Source organism: Streptomyces sp. Rer75 (assembly GCF_013414305.1).
GTDB classification, from domain to species: domain Bacteria; phylum Actinomycetota; class Actinomycetes; order Streptomycetales; family Streptomycetaceae; genus Streptomyces; species Streptomyces himastatinicus.
Genome location: NZ_CP058693.1, coordinates 1,962,612 through 1,985,475, shown reverse-complemented (window position 1 = coordinate 1,985,475; position 22,864 = coordinate 1,962,612). Strand labels below are relative to the sequence as shown.

Here is a 22,864-nt window from a genome sequence, read left to right as displayed (position 1 = left end):
GTCGGCAGGAGGCCAACCGGATGCGGCGCGGACCGGCCGGCGACAGACCGCCGGCCTTCGACCGGGAGGCGTACAAGCAACGCAACACCGTCGAGCGGTGCATCAACCGCTTGGAGCAGTGGCGCGGCCTCGCCACCCGCTACGAGAAGACCGCGGCCATCCACCTGGCCGGACTCCACATCGCCGGCATCTCCTGCGGTCCGCCCGATGATCCAAACGAAACCGCCTAGGTTTAAAACTGACGGACGTTATTGACAGGTGGGTCTCCCGTCCCTAGGAGACCCGCATGACTGAACGCGAGCTCGCAAGACGCGCCCGGCATCGGCTCGCTGTGCTGCGCCACGCCGAGGAAGTGAGCGGCAACGTCGCCGCGACCCGCCGCTACTACGGCATCACTCGGCAGTGCTTCTACACCTGGCGCCGACGCTACGAAGCCGAGGGCCTGGACCGGCTGACTGCGCACGGACCTGGTCGGTCGGTGTGGCGGGGCCGGCACCGGCGAAGACCGCTGCGCCCCGGACCGCCTGCCCCGACTCCGCTGAACCTTCGCGGACACACCCACAAGGCCGGTGTCTGGCGGTGCTCCCGGCCGGTGTCCTTCCACCCTCGTTCTGCCCGTGCTCCGGCTTGGACCGGAGTACCCCGCGGAGGGTGTCGTGGCAGTTCGCCGCCGGATCTGCCACGCGTCGGCGGCCCGGCCTGCATATCGGTACAGATAGGTGTCCCGGATATGCAGGTGCGCGGCGGCCGCCTCGACCCTTGGTCTCAGGGCCCTCTCGGGGCGTCGTCGGCCTGCGGAGCTTTCGGAGCAGGTCGCCGCGGGCGCCCGGCACACGGGACTCAGGACGCGGGGCCAGGTCGGTTGCCCTGGCCGCGGTGAACCGCTGCCGCGGCTGCGGTCCCCCTGCGGTGTTGTCCCTCCTGGCTAGGGTGTGGCTGTGATCGATGACTGGAATACCGACAGAGTGCATCGCTTCCGCGCCGAGGCGGCGTTCCGTGGGCTGCCGGCGGAGGAGGCCGAGGAGTGGATACGGGCCGCTGTGCCGGGCACGTTCTTCACACAGGGCGGTGACGGGCCGCTCGCGGCGCGGATGGGTGGTGATCCGGTACTGCCGGAAGGCGCCCCGGATCCATGCCACCCCTTGATCGCCCGCGTCGACTGCGCGCTGATACCCCAGAGCGCCACCGGACTCCCCCTGCCGTCAGCGGGCCACCTGCTGTTCTTCGCCGACCTGGAGCTGGGCATGCATGGCCCGATGAGTGACGCGGTGTGCCATGTCCCCGCCGGGACACCGGCGGCCGTCCGGCGTGTGGAGACCGGGTACGGGCCGTTCGAGTCGCAGGATATGCGCACGACGTGGCACCACTTGTCCCCGCCGATGCCGGAGAGCTTCGCGGAGGCCAGGTGGGACGCCCCCGACGACGAGGAGCACGAACTCGCCGAGGAGTTGGAGAGCGCCTGGACGCACGTGGGGGGCTCCTGGCCGACCTGGACGTTCGCACTCGGCGCCCACCCTGTTGTCATCAACGACGACCCTCTTCTCCTCGCCAGGGACGACGAGTCGGAGACCGGCGACACCGCGGCGGACACCGACGACTGGGTCCTGCTGGCCACCTGGCGTTGCGGTGAGCAGGTCCGCGAGCTGGACTCGCACGTCGTCAGCTGGATGATCCGCCGCCAGGACCTGGCGTCCCTGCGCTTCGATCGCGTGTACGGCCACGTCGACAGGGCATGACGCCCGGCCTTGCCCGCACCCGTCGGACGCACACGCGGCCGAGGTAACGCGGGGGCGCGGGCCGGGGCCGTGGGGCGGTGCGCCCTCCTGCCCCGTGCCGGGGAATCTGTGCGGCAGACCCACGCCGGGACGGTGTTTTAGGTCACGAAAGCGAGCGGTGCGCCTGTACCTGGCCAGCCGCTGTATCCCGCGCCCGGGCGTGTTGCCGGGGCTGGGCGCTGCGGTCGGGGTGGCCCCGGTCGGCCGCTGCGACGCCGCCCGCGTTGCCCTGGCACGACTCGTACGGCGGTCCCTTTGGCGGCCGGGCCTTGCATGTGGCGGGGGCCCGAAGAGGGGGCTGCACAGTCCCGGTCTCGGCCGTTCTCGAGGTGGGCTGACCAGCAGAATCCACCTGGCCTGCGATGTCTATGGCCGCCCGCTCGCCTTCACCGTCACGAGCGGGAACACCAACGGCTGCACGCAGTTCACCACCGTGAAGGAGGCGATCCGGGTGCCCCGCCAGGGACCGGGACGGCCGCAGGTCCGGCCCGCCCACGCCCACTACAACGACCAAGCTGGCCACCCGTCACGGCAACCACCGTTGCAGTACTAGTACGCGAGCTGCCCGATGCCCCCGTCAACGCGCAGCACGGTCCCCGCGGTGTAAGTGGATTCGTCCGAGGCGAGATAGACCGCTGCCTTCGCCAGCTCGGTGGCGGTTCCCAGGCGATGGAGAGGCACGGTCTGCCGGAGTTCTTCGTAGAGGGCGGCCTGGCGCTCGGGGCCCAGCGGCGCGAACGCGTTGGTGATCGTCGGGCCCGGGCTCAGTCCGTTGACGCGGATCCCCCGGTCCTTCAGCTCATGGGTCAGCCCGCGGGTGTAGGAGAGCAGGCCCGCCTTGGCCGCGCCGTAGACCGTCGCGTTCTCGTGTCCGATGTAGGCGGAGACCGAGCCGACGAGGATGACCGAGGACTGCTGCGAGAAGAGCGGTAGCAGGTCCCTGATCAGGAAGAACGGCGACTTGAGATTTGTCGCGACGAGCCTGTCGAACGCCTCCTCGGTCCATGCCTCGATGGGGAGGTGGGTGACGTCGGCGGCGTTGCTCATCAGGATGTCGAGCTTCGGCCATTCCGCCCGGAGCCGCGCCGCGAGCGCCGCCTGGCCGGGTACGTCGCCGGCGTCACTGGCGATGGTCAGCAGCGGGCCGTCCAATTGCCGTGCTGCCTCGTCCAGCTTTTCCTGAGAGCGGCCGGTGATGGCGACGGTCGCTCCCTCGGCGAGGAACTCGCGGGCCGTTTCGAGGCCGATGCCGCTCGTCCCTCCTGTGATCAGCGCGTGCTTTCCCGCGAGACGATCCATGTTTCTGGCCCCTTTCAGATTGCGGTGCGGCCACCGTCGACGGCCACGATCGCGCCGGTCATGTAACTGGCCCGGTCACTGGCGAGAAAGGCGATCACGTGGGCCACCTCGGCCGGGTCGGAGGTGCGCTTGAGTGCGGTGGCCAGGCCCATGCCACCCATGTCCGGTCCCATCGCCGCGACCACCTTCGAGGTGCCCATCGGGCCCGGAGCGACGGCGTTGACCCGCACGTTCGACTCGGCGAATTCCGCCGCCCAGGTGCGGGTCAGCGATTCGAGCGCCGCCTTGGTGGCGCCATAGACGGCCATGCCCGGCATGCCGAGGCCGGCCGCGGTGGAGCTGACGTTGACGATGCTGCCGCCGCCGTTGGCGGCCATCTTCTCCGCGAGCAGAGCGGTGAGCAGGAACGGGGCACGCACATTGACCGCGAAGGCGGCGTCGTAGCTCGCGAGATCCTGCCCGGTGGTCGGGGATAACGTCATGACGCTCGCGTTGTTGATCAGGATGTCGACGGCTCCTGCGTCCGCGGCCAGCTGTCGCGCGCCTGCCAAGTCGGACACGTCGGCGGCGACGAAACGCACCGTCCCGGCGGAAGTGCCACCGGCTGCGCCGAGGTCTTCCACGACCTGGGCGCCGCGCTGTGGATCGGTGCCGGTCAGGATCAGGTCGGCTCCGCCCGTGGCCAGCACCTTGGCGGTCGCGTGCCCGAGTCCGCCGATCGCGCCGGATCCGGTGACGAGTGCCGTCTTGCCTGCGAATTCCATTGCTTCGCCCTTCGTGCCGGCCGGCGAGCGACCGACTTCTGTGCGTGCGTTCAAGAAGTGACTCAATGGAAGCTACGACTTCTTGAACAAGGAGTCAAGAAGTCGTAGTATCGGGCACGTGGCACGAACCGGACGCCCCCGCGAGTTCGACAAGGAACAAGCGCTGGAGCGGGCACTCGAACTGTTCTGGTCCCGGGGGTACGGGGCGACGTCGGTCCAGGACCTGGTCGATGCGCTGGCCGTCGAGCGCGGCAGCCTCTACGGCACATTCGGCGACAAGCGCCGCTTCTACCTCGAAGCCGTCAGGCTCTACTGGGAGGTGTACGAGCGGCACCTGATCGCCGCCCTCGACACCAGCCCGCTCCTGCCCGCCCTGCGGGAGATCCTGACCCATCCCGCGCGGCTGGACGAACTGATCTCCGACGTGGGCATGCCGCACGGCTGCCTGGTCGGCAACACGACCGCCGAACTCGTCCCCCAGGACAGCGAAGCCACGGAGATCGTCACCCGCTCGTACCACCGGTTCACCGACATCGTCACCGACGCGCTCCGCCGCGCACAGGCCGCCGGAGAGGTCACCGACAAAGCCCGTCCCGCGGCCCAGGCCCAGATGCTGCTCTACCTGGTCCAAGGTCTCTCGCTCGTATCGAGGGCGGGGCTCGACAGGGCTGCGGCCCTGGCGGCGATCGACACGGCGCTGGACGGGCTGCGGGCGTGACCGGAGCTCTCGGGACGGCGCTGATCGACCCGGTCCACATGCTGGCCGAGCGGGCGATGGCGAACGGCGACGCAGTACCCGAGGCGCTCGACGCGGATCCCGAGTCGGTCGCCTGCGGCGACTGATCGATCGTTTCGGAATGAGAAGTGCAGGCCGGGCGGCTGTCACTCGTCGAGGCGTTGCAGGATCCGTGTGAACTCGCCGCTCTCGATCAGACCTGTGAGGCCCCGGGTCGTGTCGCTGATGTCGGCATCACGGACGATGGGCCCGCCCGAGCACCCGAGTCGGCGGAGCCCTGGTGGAGGTAGGGGCGTATCTCGTAGTGGATGCGGCAAGACCCCGAAGGTGTCGGGCCATGAAGGCGATGAGCCGGCCAGGGTGCATCCGGCCTGCTCGGGTCCGAGGGGCCCGGACGACTCGGTTGACCATCGAATCATCTGCAACTAGATTGGTGGCAGTTTGCTGGCGGCGACAGGAGTCGGAGATGGCGGGGCTCAGCAGCAGGAGCGCGGTCGCGATTCACGCGCTTGCGATGCTGGCGCACCGGCGTGGAGGCTCGTTGACTTCCGCGGAGATCGCGGACAGCCTCGAAAGCAATCCAGTTCTTGTGCGGCGCATCCTCGGCCGCTTGCGAGACGCTCACCTGGTGCGGTCCACCGAGGGGCGTGGAGGTGGCTGGTCCCTTGCTCGCGCCCCGCGGGACATCACGCTCTATGACGCGTACGCCGCCGTGGAGGGGGAGCAGGTCTTCTCGAGGCACCCCCATCCGCCCAGCGGGGCGTGCGTGGTCGGCCGCAACATCGGCAATCTGCTTGACGTCGAGTTCCAGAACGCGGAGCGAGCCTTGGAGGAGCGGCTCGGCCGGACGACGATCGCCGCCCTGCTGCAGCAGATACTGGCCTCCGACAACGAAGCGAAGGACCACTGATTCAGCGGTGACGCATACACGTCCTGCGTCTTGACGCACGCCCAAACTGTAACTCGCTTAGTTGCAGTTTGCTCGGGGGCGCGGTGCTCCAGGGCCTCCCGACTCCCGGTGTCAGCGGCCGCACGGTCCATCTACACGCACCCGAACCTGAACACCTACTCAGAACGTGCCAGGAGTGAGAGCGATGAACCAGAAAGACGAAGCGATCGCGAGCGCCGAGGCTCGCGGTCCTGCGACCTACGACCTCGTGATCAGTCGCGCACATGTCTTCGACGGCCGCCAGGCGCTCACCGGTCTGTATGACGTCGCCGTCGACGGCGCACGGATCGCTTCCGTATCGACCGAGCCGCTCAGGGGCAGACAGGAGGTGGACGCGGCCGGAGGATGGGTCATGCCGGGCCTGATCGACACGCACATCCACTTCTACGACGTGCGCGCGGTCTCCGATCCCGATTCGATGCGGGCCTTCGAGGAGAACGAGCTTCCCGGAAGGCTCGGGCTGTTCCTCGACCACGGGATCACCACCATCAAGTCGGTGGGCGATCCGACGGACGGAATCCTGGCCACACGGGCCAGAATCGCCGCAGGCACGCTGCGTGGCCCGCGACTTCTGGCGGCCGGTTGCGGCATCACCGGACGCGGTGGGCACCCCGCCGCCACTGTCTTCAGCGACAACCCCTGGGCGCGCGAGCGCTTCACGAGAGAGGCCGGCAGCGTGCAGGAGATCCGCGACCTGGTGCACCACCTGGCTGACCGCAAGGTGGACGCGATCAAACTCCTGTCAGAGGGGGCGTGCCCACACTCCGGCGGGCCGAAATACCTCTGGCAGAATCCTGCCTTTCCGGATGGTGTCGAGTTGGAACGGCTTCCCCTCGACCTCCTTCGGGCGGGTATCGAGACCGGGCACGAGCGGGGTCTTCGGGTCACCGTCCACACCACCCAGCAAGCCGCGGCACGCGAGGCGATCGAGGCGGGGGCAGACGGCCTGGAGCACGGGGTCACCGTCGAGCCCCTCACCGACCGCTCGCTCATCGACCTGATGCTCGAACACGGCATCACCTACACACCCACGCTCTGGATCGACGACTCCCACCCGGACGCCCGTGGCAATCTCCGGAAGGTCGCCGAGGCCGGCGTGCACATCGCGCTGGGCAGCGACACCTTCAGCGGTCGGGGCCTGTTCGGAGCCAACACTCTGGAAGAGGCCGAACTCATGGTGGCGGCCGGGATGACGCCCACCCAGGTACTGGCCGCAGGCACCAGCGGTGCGTCGCGGCAGTGTGTCCGACCCGACCTCGGCACGGTGGCCCCCGGCAAGCGCGCCGACCTGCTCGTGCTGAACGCCGATCCCACCACGGACATCCGCAACGTACGCGACCTCCGCATGGTGATCCTGAACGGCGAACTCGCCGTCGACAAGCGCTAGGCAGCGCCATCCGGAATCACTGGGCGGGCCAGAGGAAGGCGCCCGCGGTGTGGAGTCCGGCCAGATGGATGGTGGCGGTCTTCTCGTAGCGGGTGGCGATGCCTCGCCACTGTTTCAGGCGGTTGACGCTGCGCTTGCCGGAAATCTCATCCGCCCAGGTCATGCGGCATGTCGGTATTCGCGGAGGATGCCGCCGAGGCGCTCGCGTCTTCGTATGTCAAGGCTGGCGATCTGGTCCGGATCGATGATCGGCGCGGGTAACGGGTGCAGCGGACGGGCTTTGGCGATGCCCTGATGTGGCCGATGAGTGTTGTAAAACCGCTCGAACTCCCGCAGCGCATAGAGCAGGTGCCGGTGGTTCCAGATCAAGGTCCGGTCCAGTAGTTCGCGCCGGCAGGTCTGCACCCATCGCTCCATGACCGAGTTCATTCTCGGTATCCTGACACCGCTGAGGACGACCTCGATCCCCACATCGGCAAGGACGGCATCGGACAGGCTGGGGAGCTTCCCGTCCCGGTCCCGGATCAGGAACCGCACCCGGCAGCCCGCGTCCTCAAGGTCCATGACCAGGTTCTTGGCGGCCTGCGTCACCCATGAGGCGGTCAGTGCGCGGTCGCCCCCAGGATCCGGATGCGTCGGCTGGCGTGATCGATCACCGCCAACACGTACAGTCGGGCCCCGGACAAGGTGACTGTTTCCAGGAAGTCGCAGGCCAGCAGGGGATCGGCCTGGGAACGCAAGAAGTCGGCCCAGCTACTGCAGGCCCGCTCGGGTGCAGGGTCGATCCCAGCTTCCTTCAAGATCTGCCAGACGGTGGACGTAGCGACCTTCACGCCCAGGACGAGAAGTTCACCATGCACCCTCCGGTAGCCCCAACCGGGATTCTCCTTCACCAGACGCAGCACCAGGGCCCGCACGGACTGGACAGTGCGGGGTCTTCCGGGACGCTTGGGCCGGGAGGCAGCCGCGTGGCGGCGTGCGACCACGCTGCGGTGCCGGCGAAGTACCGTGTCGGGGCACACCAGCAGCCGTACGCTGCCGAGCACGTCCCGTGGTAGCCGGTGCAGCAGCGCCGCCAGGAACGCCCGGTCGGTTGGAGTGAACCGCACCCTCTCCTTGCCGGGTTGCCGCTCCAGCACCGTCAGCTGGTGGCGCAGGGCAAGGATCTCCGCGTCCTTGTCGCGGTCGCTCATCGGTAGCAGGCGCAGCGTGGCGAACGCGTGGGTCACAGCCAGGTAGCCCAGTCGCAGTAGCACGGTCGACCATCATCCCGCGACGATCGATAGCCGCGCGAGGGCACGGGGGCGAGCGCCTTCCAACGAGACTCCCTACACCCTCGCACAGCACTTCCCACCAGGGCGGACGGGTTTTTCGGCAGGCGCAAGGTCAGGCGCAGGTCTGACCGAGCCCCTCATACGGTGGGCATACCGGGCACCCTGGTTCACCGGACAGCCGTGCCCATGGGGCCTGACTGCTTGCCTAATGTCCCCGTGTTGACCAGGTGGGAGGGGCAAGCACCTTGTGCCCGCCAACCCGCCCGTGGGCGGGGCGTTACGGCCCTAGCGACTCGCCTGCGCCGAACTCCAGCCGGTACTGGCTCGAAGGACGGCCTCGACAAGGCGGTCTGCGAACGCCAGGGCATCCCCATCCTGGCCGACCTCGCCTACCAAGGAGGAGGTCCCTGGGGCACCACCGGCGTCAAGCGTCGGCCGCACCACGGCCTCACTCCCACCCAGCAGACCGTGAACCGGTCGCTGGCCCGGACCCGCGCCCCGGCCGAGCGTGGCGTCGCCCGCCTCAAGTCCTGGCGGATCTTCCGTCACGCCCGCTGCAGCCCGAACCGCATGACGTCAATCGCCAAAGCCGTACTCACCCTGGAGCGGCACCGCTGAAGAAGCTCAATATATGTCGGCGAACAGCCAGACGGCCCCGCAGGGCCCGGCGTTGGACGATGCCGCTGCCCGGAGCCTCGTCTGCGCGATCGCGCACGGCATCAACCGCCTGGCCTGGCTGGACCGGCCGACCGGCGCTGTGATCCGCCGCTATGAACGCGACCGCCCCGGTGGACTGATCCACGTCGACGAGAAGGCAGTGACCAGCGCAGACTTGCTCAGCCGCGCAGCCGCCTTCTTCCGCGCCCACGGCACGCATCGAGCGCGTCCTAGAAGCCGTTGTCTTTCCGAGCGTGACTGCTGCGTTTGTGCTGGCCAGGCATAGTCCGTTTCTCGTGCGGCAGTGATGGCGTGTCGTGTTGTCTCCTCGGTGGAGGTGCCGTGTGCCGTCGGTGATGGGGTTGCTGGAGGAACGCGAGCGTGCTGCCCAGCAGCGGGTGGAGGTTCTTCAGGCCGAGTTGCGGGAAGCGGAGGCCGCGTTGGAGCGGTTCGTGATCGCTCGTGAGACGGTCGGGCAGGTCCTGGCGGAGCCGAGCGGCCGCGGGGATGCACCGGTGACCGTGTCTGATGGGCGAGAGCGGCCGGTCGTGGGTGCGGTGCCCGGCTCGGTGGTGCCGGTGTGGAGGGAAGGACTCGACGTCGGCGTACTGGCGCCGGACTATCGGCGGATCATGGCCATCGTGGCCGACCAGGGCGGGGAGGCGGTGGACTGTCGGCAGCTCGCTGCGGCACTCGGTCTGGCGGTAGTCCCGGCGAAAGTCGAGGGGGTGCGGTCGAAGGTCAAGCGCCTGGCCGCGCGGGGCTGGCTGGCCGAGACGGTGCCGGGCAGGTTCAGTGAGGCTGCCGGGCCAGGCGGCGGCTCATGACCATGCTCATCGACCACCAGATCATCGCCTCCGCGCTGTCGGTGCGGCTCTCGTAGTCGCGGGCCAGGCGGCGGGAGCGCATCAGCCACGCGAACGTGCGCTCGACCAGCCATCTCTTGGGCAGCACGGTGAACCCGGAGGCACCGTCACTGCGTTTGACCACCGTCAGCGCGATCTGCCAGAGGCTGCGGGCGACGTCGACCAGCGGCCCGGTGTAACCGCCGTCGGCCCACACCCTGGCCACGCGCCAATGCCTGTGCCGCAGCCGGGCCAGCAGGACCCGGCCCGCGTCCCGGTCGGTGACCGACGCTGCCGTGACCATCACGGCCAGCAGCAGCCCGAGAGTGTCGACCACGATGTGCCGCTTGCGCCCGTTGACCTTCTTGCCGCCATCGAAGCCCCGGCTGGCGGCGGGCACCGACGCGGCGGCTTTCACCGACTGCGCGTCGATGACCGCGGCCGTCGGCTCCGCGTCCCGTCCCCCGGCCTCGCGGACCCGGTCACGCAGCCGGTCGTGGAACTCGCTGATCAGGCCGTTGTCCCGCCAGCGCCGCCAGAAGGCGTAGACGCGGTCCCAGGCGGGGAAATCGCCAGGCATCGCCCGCCACGTGATGCCGCCGGCCACGAGGTAGCGGATGGCGTCGATCATCTGCCGGTGACAGTAGCCCTCCGGCTGCCCGCCCCTGCCCTCCAGCCATCCCGGCACCGGCAGCAAGCCCCGCACCTCGGCCCACTCGGCGTCCGTCATGTCCGACGGATACCGAGGCCGTCTGTCCGAACGATCCCCCGCATTGCCGTACACGTGCGCGAGGCAATCACACGACCGAGCAACCGAGTTGGACGACGAGGACAACGGAACGCAAGACTGCGGCACAGGGCCTCCTGACGCTCGAAGGACTTCAGCAATCCCGAGCTGGGCAGGAGGCCCTGCTTTCATGCCTGCTTCGGCTGGAGATCACCCAACCGAGTCACTGCACTCGAACCAGTGATCACCGTGATCGATAGGGCAACGGCTTCTAAGACCACAAAGCCAGAGGACTGGCACTACCTCAACACCAATGAGAACTCACACGAACCGCCACCACGCAGGCCGGGCCGAGTACGATCAGTAGGCTCGTGGTGCTGCTGATCGGTTCGAGCTGTGGGGGGTCGGATGCGGGACCTGCTCTACTTTTCTCCGTTGAAACTCAGGCATTTCCACGGCGGCGGCCGTCCGCGTCTCCTCGGGGGCCGACCCGTCGAGGTCGAGACGACGGCGTTCGGCGCCTCGGCCCGTGTGGCGCTCGGCGGGGCCGAACCGCCCGGCACCGGAGAGCCCGAGGGCCCGGATCTGGAAACGGCCATCGCGCACCTGGAGAAGACCTGCACCGCACACACGGCGGTCCCGGCCTCGTGCCGTTCCGTCGGAATGGACGAATGGGTGGAGTTCTCGGGCCCCTTCTACAGAGGACCCCGCCTCCGTGACTGGGGCCTGCACGACAAGGGCGTGTATACCTTCACCTCCCACGAAAGCCCCCTGCTCTGCCCCCGGTTCACCGAGGGAACCGAGTGTGCGGGTGTCGAGGTGCTGCTGTGCGGTTCCGCCCGGCACGTCATCGGTCAGGAGGACCAGCCCCCGACCCGGATGGGGTCCGGGTCGGACTGGCTGCACGACATGGCCGCCGAGCTGGTGGCCCTGGAGGAGCGTGGCGAGACCACGCTCCCCGAATCCCTCGTACGCACGCGGCACGGGATGCAGGAGTACGCGGCCCGAGTGGCCCACGACATGATGATCTCCTGGCGCCAGGGCCCCGCCCATGTGCACGGCCACGCCCGGGTCCTGTGCAATTTCAAACCGGTGGACGGACAGCACCGCCTGATCGTGGCGAGCCCGCTGTACGTCGAGACCGCCCCGCCGCCGAGGGAGGGAGCCCTGACCCCGCAGCCGACGCGGCGCCGACGGCCCTGGAACTTCCGGGTCTACCCGCCGGCGCGTTGATCCGCCCCGAGCCGGGCCACGAGCGCCCGGTGGCCGAGACGCGCGAAGCGGCTCAGCCCTGCCAGGACGGAGCCGCTTCGTGGTGCTGGGGGTACGGGTCAGACCTCGGCGAGGCGATTGGAGAGGTCGAGGGCGGTGGTCGCGACGGTGAGGGCGGCGCAGAGGCCAAGCATCTGGTGGACGGTCGGGTGGACCAGGCGCGGCCAGTCGTCCGGAGCGGCAGGCCAGGAGGCGAGAAGCACCTCGGTGGTGGCCAGGCCGAGTTGGGCAGCGACGGTTCGAGAAGAGCGGACGCGTCGCCATGTTCCCGCGGGCGGGGTAGTAGTGGGCTTGGCGGCCCCGGCATGCCGGGAACAGTTCTGTGACCAGGCCCCATCGACTGGGAGTTCTCAGCGGTAGGCACTGATGGCGGTCAGGTACAGGCTGCCCGCCGCGCCTGCGGTGCTCCCGCCGATCAGGAGAGCGGCGCCGGGGCGGGCGCCTTCGCGCCACGCGACGAACGCGGCCGCGCACCCGAGGTGGAGGGCGACGGACAGGGCCAGGAGGAGGGCCAAGAGCTGCTGTTGGGTCATCGGGACGATCCGTTCCTCGGGCGGTGCCCCCGCCGGCCAGGGGGCTTGGCGGAGACCCTGTCCGTCCGACGGCGTGTCCGGCGAGGTTCTGCGGCAGATCGATCACGAGGCACCCGAGGTGCCGCTCCGGGTTGTTACGCTCCCGGGTGTCCGATGGCGGCGGATCGGACACCCGGGCCGCAGGCGGTCGGTGAGGAGCGGGTGCATGGGTGACGTGTTGGCGGATCTCCGGCGGGTGGGGGAGTTCAAGCGCTGTGCGCTGCGCGACCGTCCGTCGAACCGGGAACTGGCGCGGCTGGCGGAGGTCGCCCCCGGCACGCCGGGTACCTGGCTCCACGGTGCGAACCTGCCGCAGGACCTCGGGAAACTGATCGTCGTCCTCGGCGCGATCCGTACCGAAGCCGCCCGCACGGGCGCCTTGGACGGCCCCGTCGATGACTCCGGGAAGACCGCTGCCGAGCTGCTGGATCCCGGGCGCTGGCGCGCGGCCTTCGCCGAGGAGCGCGAGCGCCGGGTTGAGGACACCCGCTCGGCGGTCGAGCGCCGGCAGGCGCGGGCGGCCTTGGTGGAGGACGAGCGGCGTGCCCGGCAGGCCGCGCTCGCGGACCGCCCGCGACCGGTCGGGGCGTGGAGCGCCCAGCGGCTCGGCGTGCACCCGGCCATCCCTGGACGACCTGTCGGTGACGGTGTCGGCGGCGGACGAGCCTTCGTCCTGCCTCGCTACGTGCTCCGCCCGCATGATGAGCGGCTGCGCGGCCTGCTGTCGGAGGCGGTAGCGGCGGGGGCGCGGCCAAGTCTGATCGTGGTGGCGGGGGGCTCTTGCACGGGGAAGAGCAGAACGGCCTTCGAGGGACTGCGTGCGGCGGTGTCGCCGGATGTTCTGCTGCTCTTCCCGGTGGACCCGGCCGGTCTGTTGGACGTCCTAGCGGCGGAGGCCCTCGGGCCGGGGAGTGTGCTGTGGCTCAACGAGGCCCAGGACTACCTCACCGGCCCGAGGGGCGAGGCGGTCGCCGCGGCGCTGCTACGGCGCCTTGACGGTGAGGGGCCGCTCGCGGTGGTCGCCACGCTGCGGCCGGAACACCTCGAGACCCTGCGGGGCGCTGGGCACTGCCACAGTCACGGCGGCGGGTTCCGCCACGGCGGTCCCGATCAGCACTGGCTATCCCGCGCGCTTCTCGCCCAGGCCGCGTATGTCCACGTGCCCCGGACCTTTGCCGAAGGTTTGGAGTCCGCCAGGGAACTTGCCTGCGAGGATGTTTCGTTGGCCGTGGCCCTGGACTCCGGCCTCGCCGATCTGACCCAGGTCCTGGCCGCTGGCCCCGATCTCGTCGACTTCTACGAGCACCCCGTCGGCGAGGCGGGGATCCACTGCAGGGCCGTTCTCGGCGCCGCGATGGACGCCCACCGCCTCGGCGTCACCGGACCGTTGCCGCTTGCCTTCCTGGAGGCCGCAGCCCCGGGCTACCTAGACGACGACGAAAGAGCCGTCGGCTCCGAGTGGTTCACCCGGGCGCTCGCCCGCGCCCGCACCGTCGTCAAGCAGACCACCAGCCCGCTACAGAACGTCGCCCGTCCGGGCCGGATGGGCATTGTGTCGGGCATGGTGCGCCTTGCCGACTTCCTGCAGCAGCACGGTGACCGGACCCGCCGAACCGTCTGCCCGCCTGCCTCCTTCTGGGACGCCGCGGCCGAGCACCTCACGGATGCCACGGACCTCCACCGCCTCGCCTGCGCCGCCCAGCAGCGCGCGAGGCTGCGCCACGCCGCCGTTCTGTACGCAGCCAGTGCAGACGCCGGGAACCCGTCCGCCCTGTTCGTGCTCGCAATGCAGATGGACCGGGCCGAAGACCACGAGATGGCACACCGGCTCATCGAGGCCGCCGCAGCCGCGGGCGAAGGGCAGGCGGCGAGCGAACTGGCGTGGCGGCGAATGAAGGCGGGGGAGTCCGCGGAAGCGGACCGGATACTCCGAGACGCTACTGATGCCGTGCGCCCGGACGCCCTGGCGAGGCTGGCACTCCGGCACGAACTGTCCGGGGACCGAGTCCGGGCCAGGCGGCTGTACCTGGCCGCAGCTGAGCTGGGAAACGACTCCGCGCGAAGGCATCTTGATTGGGAGGCGCGATGGGAAGCGGATCGAAATGCGGAGCGACGGGAGGCGTTGGAGCCCTCGTCCTCCGGGGCCGAGGACACGGCCCTGTTCGTCTTGGAGGACGTCGACTCCTATGTGCTGCGCCACAACAGGCCAGACGCCGATCCCGTGACCCGCTGGTTCCTGGAGTACGGCAGTATGCACGAGCTGTTCGCGGATGCGCACGAACGTAAAGGAAACCGCAAGGAGGCCGAACGCCTGTACCAGGCGGCTGGCTGGTTGGGGAACTCCAAAGCGTTGCGGAAGCTGGCGCAGTGGGCGGCAGAGTCGGGACACCCTGAGAAGGCGGAGCGGCTGTACCTCGCGGTTATCGACACCGGAGACGACGACTGGTTGTTCGACCTGGCCTCTTCCCGAGGGGAGCCGGTGGACAGCTACGAGCGCCACGGCATCGAGGCCGACGGAACGCTGTCCGAGTCGTGGCCTTGGCCCGTCCCGAGAGCGGTCGGCCTCACGACTTCGATCGAACCCGAGCGGGAAGGGCGGAGTCAGCCCGGGTGAGAGCACTGACGGGAGTGCACCCGGGAGGTGGTGTGTGCTGTTCGGAAACTCGTCGCCCCTGGTCAGGCTGCGTAGCCGATGGTGATGTGAAGTGGCTGGCCCAGGGCGGTGGCCACGCATAGCGGGGCGCGGGTGGAGGGGAGGGTGATGCTGGTTGCCAGGCGGGCGGTGGCGGGCTGGTCATGTCGGCGTGGCGGGGGAGTTCGGTCTGGGACCAGCCCAGGTCGGTGCGGCGCTGGTGGGCGGTGCGGCCGATTTCGATGGCCAGCCCGGTTTTGTCGTAGATCTGCTGGGCCTGGGGGCGAGACCGGTCTCCTCCTCGGTCAGTTCCTCGGCGCAGCGGTCTTCTTTGGGGGGATTCATAGTGCCTCCTCCATCATGTCGCGGTCGTACATCTCGTGGTCGATGGCGGGACGGTGCTTGGCTTCGCAGTTTTGCCGGGCGGCGTTTTCGGCGCGGTTGGCGAGGAAGTCGGCTAGGGTCTGTTGCGAAAGTGGATCTTGTTCGTTGATGATCACTTCCTGTGGGACGTGGGGATCTGACGAACGGCCAGTGGGCCCGGCTTGAGCCTCTGCTGCCGACGGGCATCAAGCCGGGGCGGCCGCAGGTGTGGACGCGGAGGCAGCTGATAGACGGCATACGGTGGCGGACCCGGACCGGTGCTCCCTGGCGGGACGTGCCCGAACGTTATGGGCCGTGGGACCGGGTCTATGACCTGTTCCGGCGCTGGCAGCGGGACGGCACCTGGGCAAGGATCCTCACCCAGCTCCAGGCCGAGGCGGACGCGAAGGGCCTGATCACCTGGGAGGTCAACGTCGACTCCACCGTCTGCCGGGCTCATCAGCACGCCGCGGGAGCGGCGAAAAAGGGGACCTCCAGAAGGAACCGCCCGGCGGGATCTTCGTCGAGCCGGCCGACCACGGCCTCGGACGCTCCCGCGGCGGACTGACCAGCAAAATCCACCTTGCAGTCGAGCAGGGGCAGAAGCCCTTGTCCCTCGTGATCACGGCCGGGCAGCGGGGCGACTCCCCGCAGTTCGAAGCGGTCCTGGAAGCCATCCGGGTTCCGAGGCTGGGGCTCGGCAGGCGCGCGCCCGGACCGGGTGCGGGCCGACAAGGCGTACGATTCCCGCGGCAATCGCTCCTACCTGCGCAGACGCGGGATCAAAGCCACCATTGCGGTTCCGGCGGACCGAGTCCGCAACCGCCTCAAGCGTGGATCGCGTGGCGGGCGGCCGCCGAAGTTCGACAAGGACGACTACAAGCAACGGCACGCGGTCGAGTGCGGGATCAACCGGCTCAAGCGGCACCGGGCCGTTGCCACTCGGTACGACAAACTCGCCGTCCGCTACGAAGCGACAGTGCTGGTCGCAGCCATCAACGAGTGGCTGTGACCAGCACTTTCACAACAGGCCCTAGCTTCATCACGCGCAGGTAGTCAGCGAGTGGGAGGGAGTCCACCCATTGCTGGACGGACAGTCGTCTCTGCAGGAATTGAGTGGACGAGCACGTGAGGGCGGGAACGATCGTGTGTCGGCTTCGCGTCGTGATGATCTGTTGGGGCTGCTGCCGACGGCTGTCAGGTCTGTTCGGTACTCCCTCGCGGATGGAGGTGTACCGCTCCGTGCGGGGCCGTACTGGCGGTTACAGCGTGGTACGGAGTGTTGCAGAGAGTTGCCACGCCTGGGGGTCAAGGGGTCGCAGGTTCAAATCCTGTCGTCCCGACCAGCGTTTTCGCAGGTCGGAGGCCGTTTCCGCAGGTAGCGGGAACGGCCTTAACCGTTTCCGGGCTGGGAGCGATGGGGAGCCCTCTGGGAGCCCTCGTGCTCCCAACTCGCGGACGTGTCAAGGGTGTCCGATTCGTCCGTCACTCGATCCGGTAGACCTGCTGCGCCGTACCGAGCGCCTGCGTGCCGTTGTCAACCGTAGGCCTCTGAGGTCACCCCATCGATCTGGATGCTCTCTGCATCGAGAGGCATAAGAACCCCTTGTCGGCTCCCGACCCCCTTTCCGGGTGGGAGCACGGCCCCGCGCTCCCCATGCGACAGGCGCAGAGAGGCCGTCGGTGATCCTTGTGGGCAAGTTTCCGCAGGCAGTCTGTACGTGGGGCTTTTGGCTACCGTAGGGGTCTGCGTCAAGGGGCGGTAAAGCCCCTTGGCGTCTGCCGGCAGATAGGGCACTCCCAGGGCGTGAGCGCTGTATCCGGCTCTGGAGCGCCGTAGGGAGACTGTTTGCGGAGGCCTGGCCGGAAGAAAAAGTGTGCCAAGCGAGCGAGAATGATGTCCCCGCTGTGTGTGCGCTTGGCGTGGTGGTCGACGAGCACTGCTTGCCTGCTTGCCTGCTTGCCTGCGTGTCGCTCGAATGCGGTGCTCTTGTCGTTGATGTATCCGGCCTGGGTGGCACGGGAGGCCGGACAGCCTGGGCGGCATCTGACCCGTGGGTTGGTTTGACAGTGCGGGTGCCGATAAATCATCTGCGCAGCTCAGGCGGCGTGCTGGTGCTGGTGGAGCGTTCCGCCGAGCCGGTCTCGTCTGTGGATTTCCAGGTGGGTGAGCTGGGCTTGTTGGGTGATGGGGGTGGGTTGTGGGGCGGCATGGGGCGGCGTTTTTCAGGGTTCTGTGCGGGCGGTGTTCGTTGTAGAAGGATTCGTACTCGCGTAGTGCGCGGAGGAGGTGGCTCTGGTTCCAGATCAGGGTCCGGTCCAGGAGTTCGGTGCGGCAGGTCTTTATCCAGCGCTCGATGAGGGAGTTCATCCGGGGTATCCGAATGCCGGTGGTGACGACTTTCAGTCCGGCATCGGCCATCAGGGCGTCGAAGGCGGTTGTGAACTTCGAGTCTCGGTCGTGGATCAGGAACCGTGCTCTGCTGTCCGCGTCTTCGAGGTCCATGAGGAGGTTGCGTCCGAGCTGCACGATCCAGTCGCCGGTCGGATGTGCGTTGGCGCCCAGAATTCTGATGCGACGGGTGGTGTGCTCGATGACGGCGAAGACGTACAGGCGCGCCCCCGTCAGCGTGCGGACTTCGAACAGATCGCAGGCGAGAAGGGCCTTGGCCTGGCTGCGGAGGAAGTCGGCCCAGGTGGTGCTCTGTCGTTCGGGTGCGGGTGGGATGCCGTGTTCGCGGGGGATCTCCCAGACGGTGGAGGCGGCGACCTTGATCCCCAGTGCGGCGAGTTCGCCGTGGATCCGGCGATAGCCCCACGAGGCATTCTCCCTGGCCATGCGCAGGACCAGGGCGCGGATTGACCGTAGGGTGCGCGGGCGTCCGCGTCGCCTGGGTACGCAGGTTGCGGCATGGCGCCGCCTGAGCAGTTCGCGATGCCAGTGCAAGACGGTCTCGGGGCGGACCAGCAGCAGAAGGTGCCGCAGTCTGTCTTTGGGGAGGTGGTGGAGCAGGCCGGCGAGGACGGCACGGTCGCTGTCGGTGAAGCTCGGCTTGCCGACCTGACGCTGCAGGACCAGCAGTTGGTGCCGGAGCACCAGGATCTCGACGTCCTTTTCTCTGTCGCTCATCGGCAGGAGGCGTAGGAACGCCAGGGCGTTGGTCGCGGCGAGGTAGGCCAGGCGCAGCAGCACGACAGATCATGATGCCGCCCCGGCCCTTGCGGGTGAAGGCACTTGGGCGAATGTCGAGGAGAACCGAAGATCCGTGATCAGGCTCCCGACCTGCGTGGATGATTTATCGGCACCCGCAGTGTCAGGCTGCTGAGCTGGGCGTTTCCTGTGGATGATGAGGCACTCGGGGTGACATGGTGCGGTACTCGTTGAGCAGTCCGCCAAGTACCTGGCGACGCCTGACCGTGGCAGCGGGCAGGGGGATAACGTTCGGGTCGTCGTCTGGTGCCCGTAGGCCGAGGCTGCGGTGGGCCCGTCCCGCGTTGTAGTGCTCGGCGTACTGAGTGAGGACGGTGCGCAGGTGCCGTTCGCCGGTGATCAGGAGTCGGTCGGTGCACTCGGTGCGGGCTGTGCGTATCCATCGTTCGGCGAACGCGTTGGACCGTGGGCTTTGTGGCGGAGTCGGGATGACGGCTGTGCCGTTGCCGGCGAAGACGGCGTCGAATGCGGCGGTGAACTTGCTGTCCCGGTCACGAATGAGGAACCGGAAGCGCCCGGCTCTGTCCTCGAGGTCCATGAGCAGGTTGCGGGCGAGTTGGGTGGCCCATGTGCCGGTCGGGTGGGCGGTGACGCCCAGGACATGGACGCGCCGGGTGGCGATCTCCATGACGAAGAAGACATAGAGGCGCTTGAGGAAGACGGTCTCCACGTGCATGAAGTCGCAGGCGAGTAGCGTGTGGGCCTGTGAGCGCAGGAAGGAACGCCAGGTCTGCTGGAGGCGCGCTGCGGTGCGGGCGGTAGACCGAGGCGGTGCAGGACGCGCCGGATCGTGGCGGCGGCGACCCGATGGCCAAGCCGCCGCAGCTCACCTTGAATTCTGACATAGCCCCAGGTCGGGTTCTCTCGCGCCAAGCGCTGGATGAGCGCGACCGTCTCTTCTGGCAACGGTGGCCGACCGGGTCCGACCGCCGTCTGGCGCCACTTCCAGCGCACCAGACGTCGGTGCCAGGTCAGCAGCGTGCCCGGGGTGACCAGCCGATGGCGACGTAAGACGGAGGGAAGGTGCCGTGCAAGGGCGGAGAGCACGGCACTATCAGCCCACGAAAACCGCGGCCGCTCGACCTGCTGGCGAAGTACAGCGACCTCATGACGAAGCACGAGGATCTCAGCATGGTTCGCGGCGGTCGATCGGCCCAGCAAGAGTAAGCAGCCCAGTAGTCGACAGAAGATCAGGTAGAGCAGTCGCAGACCCACAATCATTGATCATGCCCACACGCAGGCGATCGCAAAGCCCCATGTCAACCACCGTACGACAATAAAGACACCCTTCAGGATACAGACCTGTCGCCGCGAGCTCTTGGACCGGACGTTGATCTGGAACCAGCGGCACCTCCTCCACACCCTGCGCGAGTTCGAGCAGTTCTACAACAGACACCGACCACACCAGGGCATCGCGAACGCCAGGCCACTGCGCCCCTTGCCCCCGCCGATCGATGACCCGGACACGTTAGCGCGCCTCGACATACGCCGACACGATCGCCTCGGCGGCATCCTTCACGAGTACCGGAATGCGGCGTGACCTGCACGGATGAAGTTTCCGGCAAGGGCACTGCTGGGCCGTCCACTGTGCGGCCGGATGCGTGGTCACCCCGGCGATGTGGAGGCGGCGTGTGCCGTGCTCGAGGAAAACCAGCGCGTAGACCCGGCGAAGACGAGCTCCCCCTTGATCCTGCGGCACCCCAGCGCGGGTTCTCCCGTGTCAGCCGCAGCACCAACTCCTTCACGGATTCCGCCGTCGCTGGCCGACCCGGCCTGCTCCGACACTCGCTGTCGTCCCACCTGCGTGCAACGAGACGTCGATGCCAACCCAGCAACGTCCCTGGTGTCACAGGGAACACCTGAGCCCAGCGACGCCGGGGTATCAGCGAGGACAATGCCGCGAACCACAACCGGTCCGCCCACTGATACCGCACCGGACTCGCAAGTTGCCTGCGCAGCACCGCATTCTCGTGCCGGAGCACGAGCAACTCAGCGTCTCTGGACGTCTGCCGACGCAGCAACACCACTGGGACCGAGAGAAGCTTCCGCATGACCTGACACACCAGTGACACGATCACCTGGACATGGCCCCAGCGCGCCTGCCGATCCCGCCAGACCGCCTACGACCTGCAGCGACGCATTTCTGAACGGCACAGGGATACTGCCGCGAGCGATGCCGAATCTGCGGGGCACTCCGGGGGTGCACCGCCAGTGGCAGCCGTATCTCGTCAGCGAGCCGCTGAAGTCGCTCCGGTGAGGGTTCCGGCGATTTCGGGTCAACCATGCAGGGCCCACGGTCGCGGGGGCGGTCCCCGCACACTCACTCCTCCAGGCCTGCTCCGGCGGCTGCGCTCCGGTCGCGTTGCGACGGCTGTCACGGCGCCTTCGTCTTCTCTCCCGCCGGACGAACCTCACCACCCTGACCCAAAACACACCGCGCGAACGGCGAAGAAACCGAACAGGCTTATCATTCTGGTCATGGCCAGAGCCAATTACTTCCCTACGGACCCGCTCGCCGCACAGGGAGAACTCCACCAAGTCGCCAGGCGCCCGCGGCAGCGCCCCGAGACCGAAGGATGGGGCCCGAGGAAGCCCAAACAGAAGTACGACGACTACAGGCCCGGCAGCTGGAGCTGGCCAATACCGTCACCACGCACACCCTATGGAACACAAAGGAGAAAGGGTGAGTGAAACGATCCATCCAGACCAGGAGGACACTGCGGGGGCTTGTCTGGGAATCCTTGGTGTATCGGCAGCGGAGGAAGCCCTCTACCGGCGGCTTTTGCGCAGTGGGAACGGTTGCGTGAGTGCGACATGCCTCGTGTCGGGCGAGGAAGTCCTGGCAGACCGGTTAGTCGAACTCGGCGTCGCTGTGCGTGGCGGCTTAGCCGGAGGGGTGCGCGCTGTCGGGCCCGCGCGTGCGGTGGATCAGCTCATCGATGACCGGCTGCGACGGCTGCGGGGGGAGTTGGAGGCGGCCATAGCGGCCACGGGCGTGGTCGAGTCGTTAATCTCCGAGATGGCCGGATCGCACAGCTCGCCCGTGGACGTTCCGCCGGTTCAGCAACTGAAGGGGACGGCGGCGGTAAGGGAGGCCATCGATGAGCTCACCTTCTTCGCGCGTTCGGAGAACCTAACGGTAAATCCAATAGGCGTGCTCACCCCTGAATCCATCGAGGCCTCCCGTCCCATGGATCTGCGCGTGCTGCGACGGGGGCTGCGCATGCGCACCCTGATGGCCGCTCCGGCCCTGGACGACCCGGCCACGATGGCCTACTTGCGAGAACTCGCCGCGAAAGGCGCGGAGATACGCATCTCCTATCAGCCACTGGAACGCATGATCATATGTGACCGAAGTGCGGCTCTCACCCCGATCGACCCCTCCCGTACGGCCAGGGGTGCTCTGCTGACGCGTGAAACCGGCTTGGTCGCCACGCTGGTCGCCTTGTTCGAGCGGATGTGGGTCAGCGCGCAGGAGCTGCCGCTCGAGGACGAGGATGCGCCCAGTGAGACCGAGTGCAGTGTCCTCAAGGTGTTGTATACGGCGGACAAGGACGAGAGCGGTGCTCGTGACCTGGGCATGTCCGTGCGCACCTACCGCAAATACGTGGCGTCACTGATGGATAGACTGGGCGCCTCGAACCGGTTCCAGGCCGCCCTGCTGGCCCGCGAACGGGGCTGGATCTAGTGCCGCATCAGGCAAGGTTCACCCAGTTCGGGGCCACGATATGAGTTTGGGCGCGAAACTTCTTGCCCATGGCCATGATGTCGATCAGGACGTTGTACGTCGACATTTCTGCCCGAATACCCCTGGTGATACCGCGCGTAAATCCCGGCCGTCAGCCCCTGCGACATCACGAGTTTGACCTCAGTAGAACCTGGCCCAGCCTTCCAGGCCAGGGGTGGTGAGGATCGCGTCGACGGTTTGCCCCACATCGCCCACCTCGAAGTCGCTCGGGATGTCGAGTGTGAGTTCGGCTATCGCGGGGTCGGGAGTGCATTTGATCTGTTTCAACCGCCACGTGGGCGGCAGCTTGGCGACCAGCCGAACACTGGCGGTCTCTGGAGAGGCCGGATCAATGCTGGTGATGCGGATGCGGTGCTCCATGGACGGCGGGACTCCCATGAGGAATGGCTTCGTCAGGGGCCAGAAGGGGTGCGGCCCCGTGACGAAGGCGGCGCTGTTGTTAACGGGTGCGGTTCTCCTTAAGAGCCTGGGAGAGCTTGTAGGCGCCGGTGGCGATGCCGATCAGCAGGGCGGCGCCGAGGGCGTAGCGGGCGGTGTCGCCGAGGCTGCTGGTGATGACCACGATCATGGCCCCGCACATGACGGCGAGCAGGCTGGCGATCACGGTGGCGGGGCGGGCTGTGGTGGAGTTCATCTTTCGGTCTCCTTCAGTG

19 protein-coding genes and 9 pseudogenes are annotated in these 22,864 nt (G+C 68.0%); 15 read left to right on the top strand and 13 right to left on the bottom strand.

Features of this window, described 5'->3' with window-relative positions:
* Positions 1-5: 5 nt before the first annotated feature.
* From HYQ63_RS07950 to HYQ63_RS44445, 4 genes and pseudogenes are all read left to right on the top strand, one after another.
* Positions 6-230: pseudogene (locus tag HYQ63_RS07950) on the top strand (hypothetical protein); the annotation flags it as partial.
* A 56-nt stretch (positions 231-286) separates the two neighbouring features.
* Positions 287-880 carry a helix-turn-helix domain-containing protein gene (locus HYQ63_RS07945; RefSeq protein ID WP_179933193.1) on the top strand — a complete coding sequence of 198 codons (594 nt, stop codon included), beginning with the start codon at positions 287-289 and terminating at the stop codon, positions 878-880.
* 58 nt (positions 881-938) lie between these two features.
* Positions 939-1,736 (top strand): DUF1963 domain-containing protein, encoded by a 798-nt coding sequence (locus tag HYQ63_RS07940; RefSeq protein ID WP_179933192.1) that lies wholly within the window; start codon positions 939-941, stop codon positions 1,734-1,736.
* 349 nt (positions 1,737-2,085) lie between these two features.
* Positions 2,086-2,265: pseudogene (locus HYQ63_RS44445) on the top strand (IS5/IS1182 family transposase); the annotation flags it as partial.
* 59 nt (positions 2,266-2,324) lie between these two features.
* Here the strand turns inward: HYQ63_RS44445 and HYQ63_RS07935 are convergent.
* Both HYQ63_RS07935 and HYQ63_RS07930 read right to left on the bottom strand, forming a co-directional pair.
* Positions 2,325-3,074 carry an SDR family oxidoreductase gene (locus tag HYQ63_RS07935; RefSeq protein WP_179933191.1) on the bottom strand — a complete coding sequence of 250 codons (750 nt, stop codon included), beginning with the start codon at positions 3,072-3,074 and terminating at the stop codon, positions 2,325-2,327.
* Positions 3,075-3,088: 14 nt separating this feature from the next.
* Positions 3,089-3,838: an SDR family NAD(P)-dependent oxidoreductase gene (locus HYQ63_RS07930; RefSeq protein ID WP_179939858.1), complete on the bottom strand. Its 750-nt coding sequence runs from the start codon at positions 3,836-3,838 to the stop codon at positions 3,089-3,091.
* Between the two features lie 118 nt (positions 3,839-3,956).
* On the opposite strand from HYQ63_RS07930, the gene HYQ63_RS07925 reads away from it, so the two are divergent.
* The 4 genes from HYQ63_RS07925 to HYQ63_RS07915 all read left to right on the top strand — a co-directional run bounded on the left by HYQ63_RS07925 (position 3,957) and on the right by HYQ63_RS07915 (position 6,910).
* On the top strand, positions 3,957-4,556 hold the full coding sequence (locus HYQ63_RS07925; RefSeq protein WP_179933190.1) for a TetR/AcrR family transcriptional regulator: 600 nt from the start codon (positions 3,957-3,959) through the stop codon (positions 4,554-4,556).
* A complete protein-coding gene (locus HYQ63_RS44440) occupies positions 4,553-4,681 on the top strand; it encodes a hypothetical protein (protein WP_306664815.1) in 129 nt (42 codons plus the stop codon). Before HYQ63_RS07925 ends, HYQ63_RS44440 begins: the two co-directional genes overlap by 4 nt.
* A 230-nt stretch (positions 4,682-4,911) precedes the next feature.
* Positions 4,912-5,484 carry an Rrf2 family transcriptional regulator gene (locus tag HYQ63_RS07920; RefSeq protein WP_306664814.1) on the top strand — a complete coding sequence of 191 codons (573 nt, stop codon included), beginning with the start codon at positions 4,912-4,914 and terminating at the stop codon, positions 5,482-5,484.
* A gap of 184 nt (positions 5,485-5,668) precedes the next feature.
* On the top strand, positions 5,669-6,910 hold the full coding sequence (locus tag HYQ63_RS07915; RefSeq protein WP_179933188.1) for an amidohydrolase family protein: 1,242 nt from the start codon (positions 5,669-5,671) through the stop codon (positions 6,908-6,910).
* Between the two features lie 16 nt (positions 6,911-6,926).
* Here HYQ63_RS07915 and HYQ63_RS07910 read toward each other — a convergent pair whose 3' ends face one another.
* Positions 6,927-7,073, bottom strand: a complete 147-nt coding sequence (locus HYQ63_RS07910) for a hypothetical protein (RefSeq protein ID WP_179933187.1) — start codon at positions 7,071-7,073, stop codon at positions 6,927-6,929.
* Positions 7,070-8,166 (bottom strand): annotated as a pseudogene (locus tag HYQ63_RS07905) (integrase core domain-containing protein). The gene HYQ63_RS07910 and the pseudogene HYQ63_RS07905 overlap by 4 nt, the downstream one beginning before the upstream one ends.
* 366 nt (positions 8,167-8,532) lie before the next feature.
* Between HYQ63_RS07905 and HYQ63_RS07900 the strand changes: the two are divergent.
* The 3 genes and pseudogenes from HYQ63_RS07900 to HYQ63_RS07890 all read left to right on the top strand — a co-directional run.
* Positions 8,533-8,802: pseudogene (locus HYQ63_RS07900) on the top strand (transposase family protein); the annotation flags it as partial.
* 94 nt (positions 8,803-8,896) lie between these two features.
* Positions 8,897-8,998 (top strand): annotated as a pseudogene (locus HYQ63_RS44435) (IS481 family transposase); the annotation flags it as partial.
* 187 nt (positions 8,999-9,185) lie between these two features.
* A complete protein-coding gene (locus HYQ63_RS07890) occupies positions 9,186-9,668 on the top strand; it encodes a hypothetical protein (RefSeq protein WP_179933186.1) in 483 nt (160 codons plus the stop codon).
* On the opposite strand, the gene HYQ63_RS07885 is transcribed toward HYQ63_RS07890, so the two are convergent.
* A complete protein-coding gene (locus HYQ63_RS07885) occupies positions 9,634-10,416 on the bottom strand; it encodes an IS5 family transposase (protein ID WP_257231714.1) in 783 nt (260 codons plus the stop codon). The genes HYQ63_RS07890 and HYQ63_RS07885 overlap by 35 nt on opposite strands.
* A gap of 432 nt (positions 10,417-10,848) precedes the next feature.
* On the opposite strand from HYQ63_RS07885, the gene HYQ63_RS07880 reads away from it, so the two are divergent.
* Positions 10,849-11,646 carry an SAVMC3_10250 family protein gene (locus tag HYQ63_RS07880; protein WP_257231712.1) on the top strand — a complete coding sequence of 266 codons (798 nt, stop codon included), beginning with the start codon at positions 10,849-10,851 and terminating at the stop codon, positions 11,644-11,646.
* A 98-nt stretch (positions 11,647-11,744) separates the two neighbouring features.
* On the opposite strand, the gene HYQ63_RS07875 is transcribed toward HYQ63_RS07880, so the two are convergent.
* Positions 11,745-11,888 (bottom strand): hypothetical protein, encoded by a 144-nt coding sequence (locus HYQ63_RS07875; RefSeq protein ID WP_179933184.1) that lies wholly within the window; start codon positions 11,886-11,888, stop codon positions 11,745-11,747.
* Positions 11,889-12,035: 147 nt separating this feature from the next.
* Positions 12,036-12,218, bottom strand: a complete 183-nt coding sequence (locus HYQ63_RS07870; protein WP_179933183.1) for a hypothetical protein — start codon at positions 12,216-12,218, stop codon at positions 12,036-12,038.
* A gap of 205 nt (positions 12,219-12,423) precedes the next feature.
* Between HYQ63_RS07870 and HYQ63_RS07865 the strand changes: the two genes are divergently transcribed.
* Positions 12,424-14,871, top strand: coding sequence for a sel1 repeat family protein (locus HYQ63_RS07865; protein ID WP_179933182.1), 2,448 nt, complete (start codon positions 12,424-12,426; stop codon positions 14,869-14,871).
* 359 nt (positions 14,872-15,230) lie between these two features.
* Here HYQ63_RS07865 and HYQ63_RS07860 read toward each other — a convergent pair whose 3' ends face one another.
* Positions 15,231-15,389, bottom strand: a complete 159-nt coding sequence (locus HYQ63_RS07860) for a hypothetical protein (RefSeq protein ID WP_179933181.1) — start codon at positions 15,387-15,389, stop codon at positions 15,231-15,233.
* A 5-nt stretch (positions 15,390-15,394) separates the two neighbouring features.
* Here HYQ63_RS07860 and HYQ63_RS07855 point away from each other — a divergent pair.
* Positions 15,395-16,264, top strand: a pseudogene (locus tag HYQ63_RS07855) (IS5 family transposase).
* A gap of 1,088 nt (positions 16,265-17,352) precedes the next feature.
* On the opposite strand, the pseudogene HYQ63_RS07850 reads toward HYQ63_RS07855, so the two are convergent.
* The 3 pseudogenes from HYQ63_RS07850 to HYQ63_RS45920 form a co-directional block, all read right to left on the bottom strand.
* Positions 17,353-18,445: pseudogene (locus HYQ63_RS07850) on the bottom strand (integrase core domain-containing protein).
* 121 nt (positions 18,446-18,566) lie between these two features.
* A pseudogene (locus HYQ63_RS45575) lies at positions 18,567-19,678 on the bottom strand (integrase core domain-containing protein).
* A gap of 355 nt (positions 19,679-20,033) precedes the next feature.
* A pseudogene (locus HYQ63_RS45920) lies at positions 20,034-20,541 on the bottom strand (integrase); the annotation flags it as partial.
* Between the two features lie 605 nt (positions 20,542-21,146).
* Here HYQ63_RS45920 and HYQ63_RS07835 point away from each other — a divergent pair.
* Positions 21,147-22,151, top strand: coding sequence for a helix-turn-helix transcriptional regulator (locus HYQ63_RS07835; RefSeq protein ID WP_257231711.1), 1,005 nt, complete (start codon positions 21,147-21,149; stop codon positions 22,149-22,151).
* A 180-nt stretch (positions 22,152-22,331) separates the two neighbouring features.
* Here the strand turns inward: HYQ63_RS07835 and HYQ63_RS07830 are convergent, their stop codons facing one another.
* Positions 22,332-22,571 carry a hypothetical protein gene (locus HYQ63_RS07830; RefSeq protein ID WP_179933179.1) on the bottom strand — a complete coding sequence of 80 codons (240 nt, stop codon included), beginning with the start codon at positions 22,569-22,571 and terminating at the stop codon, positions 22,332-22,334.
* A 79-nt stretch (positions 22,572-22,650) separates the two neighbouring features.
* A complete protein-coding gene (locus tag HYQ63_RS07825; RefSeq protein ID WP_179933178.1) occupies positions 22,651-22,845 on the bottom strand; it encodes a hypothetical protein in 195 nt (64 codons plus the stop codon).
* Positions 22,846-22,864: the final 19 nt, after the last annotated feature.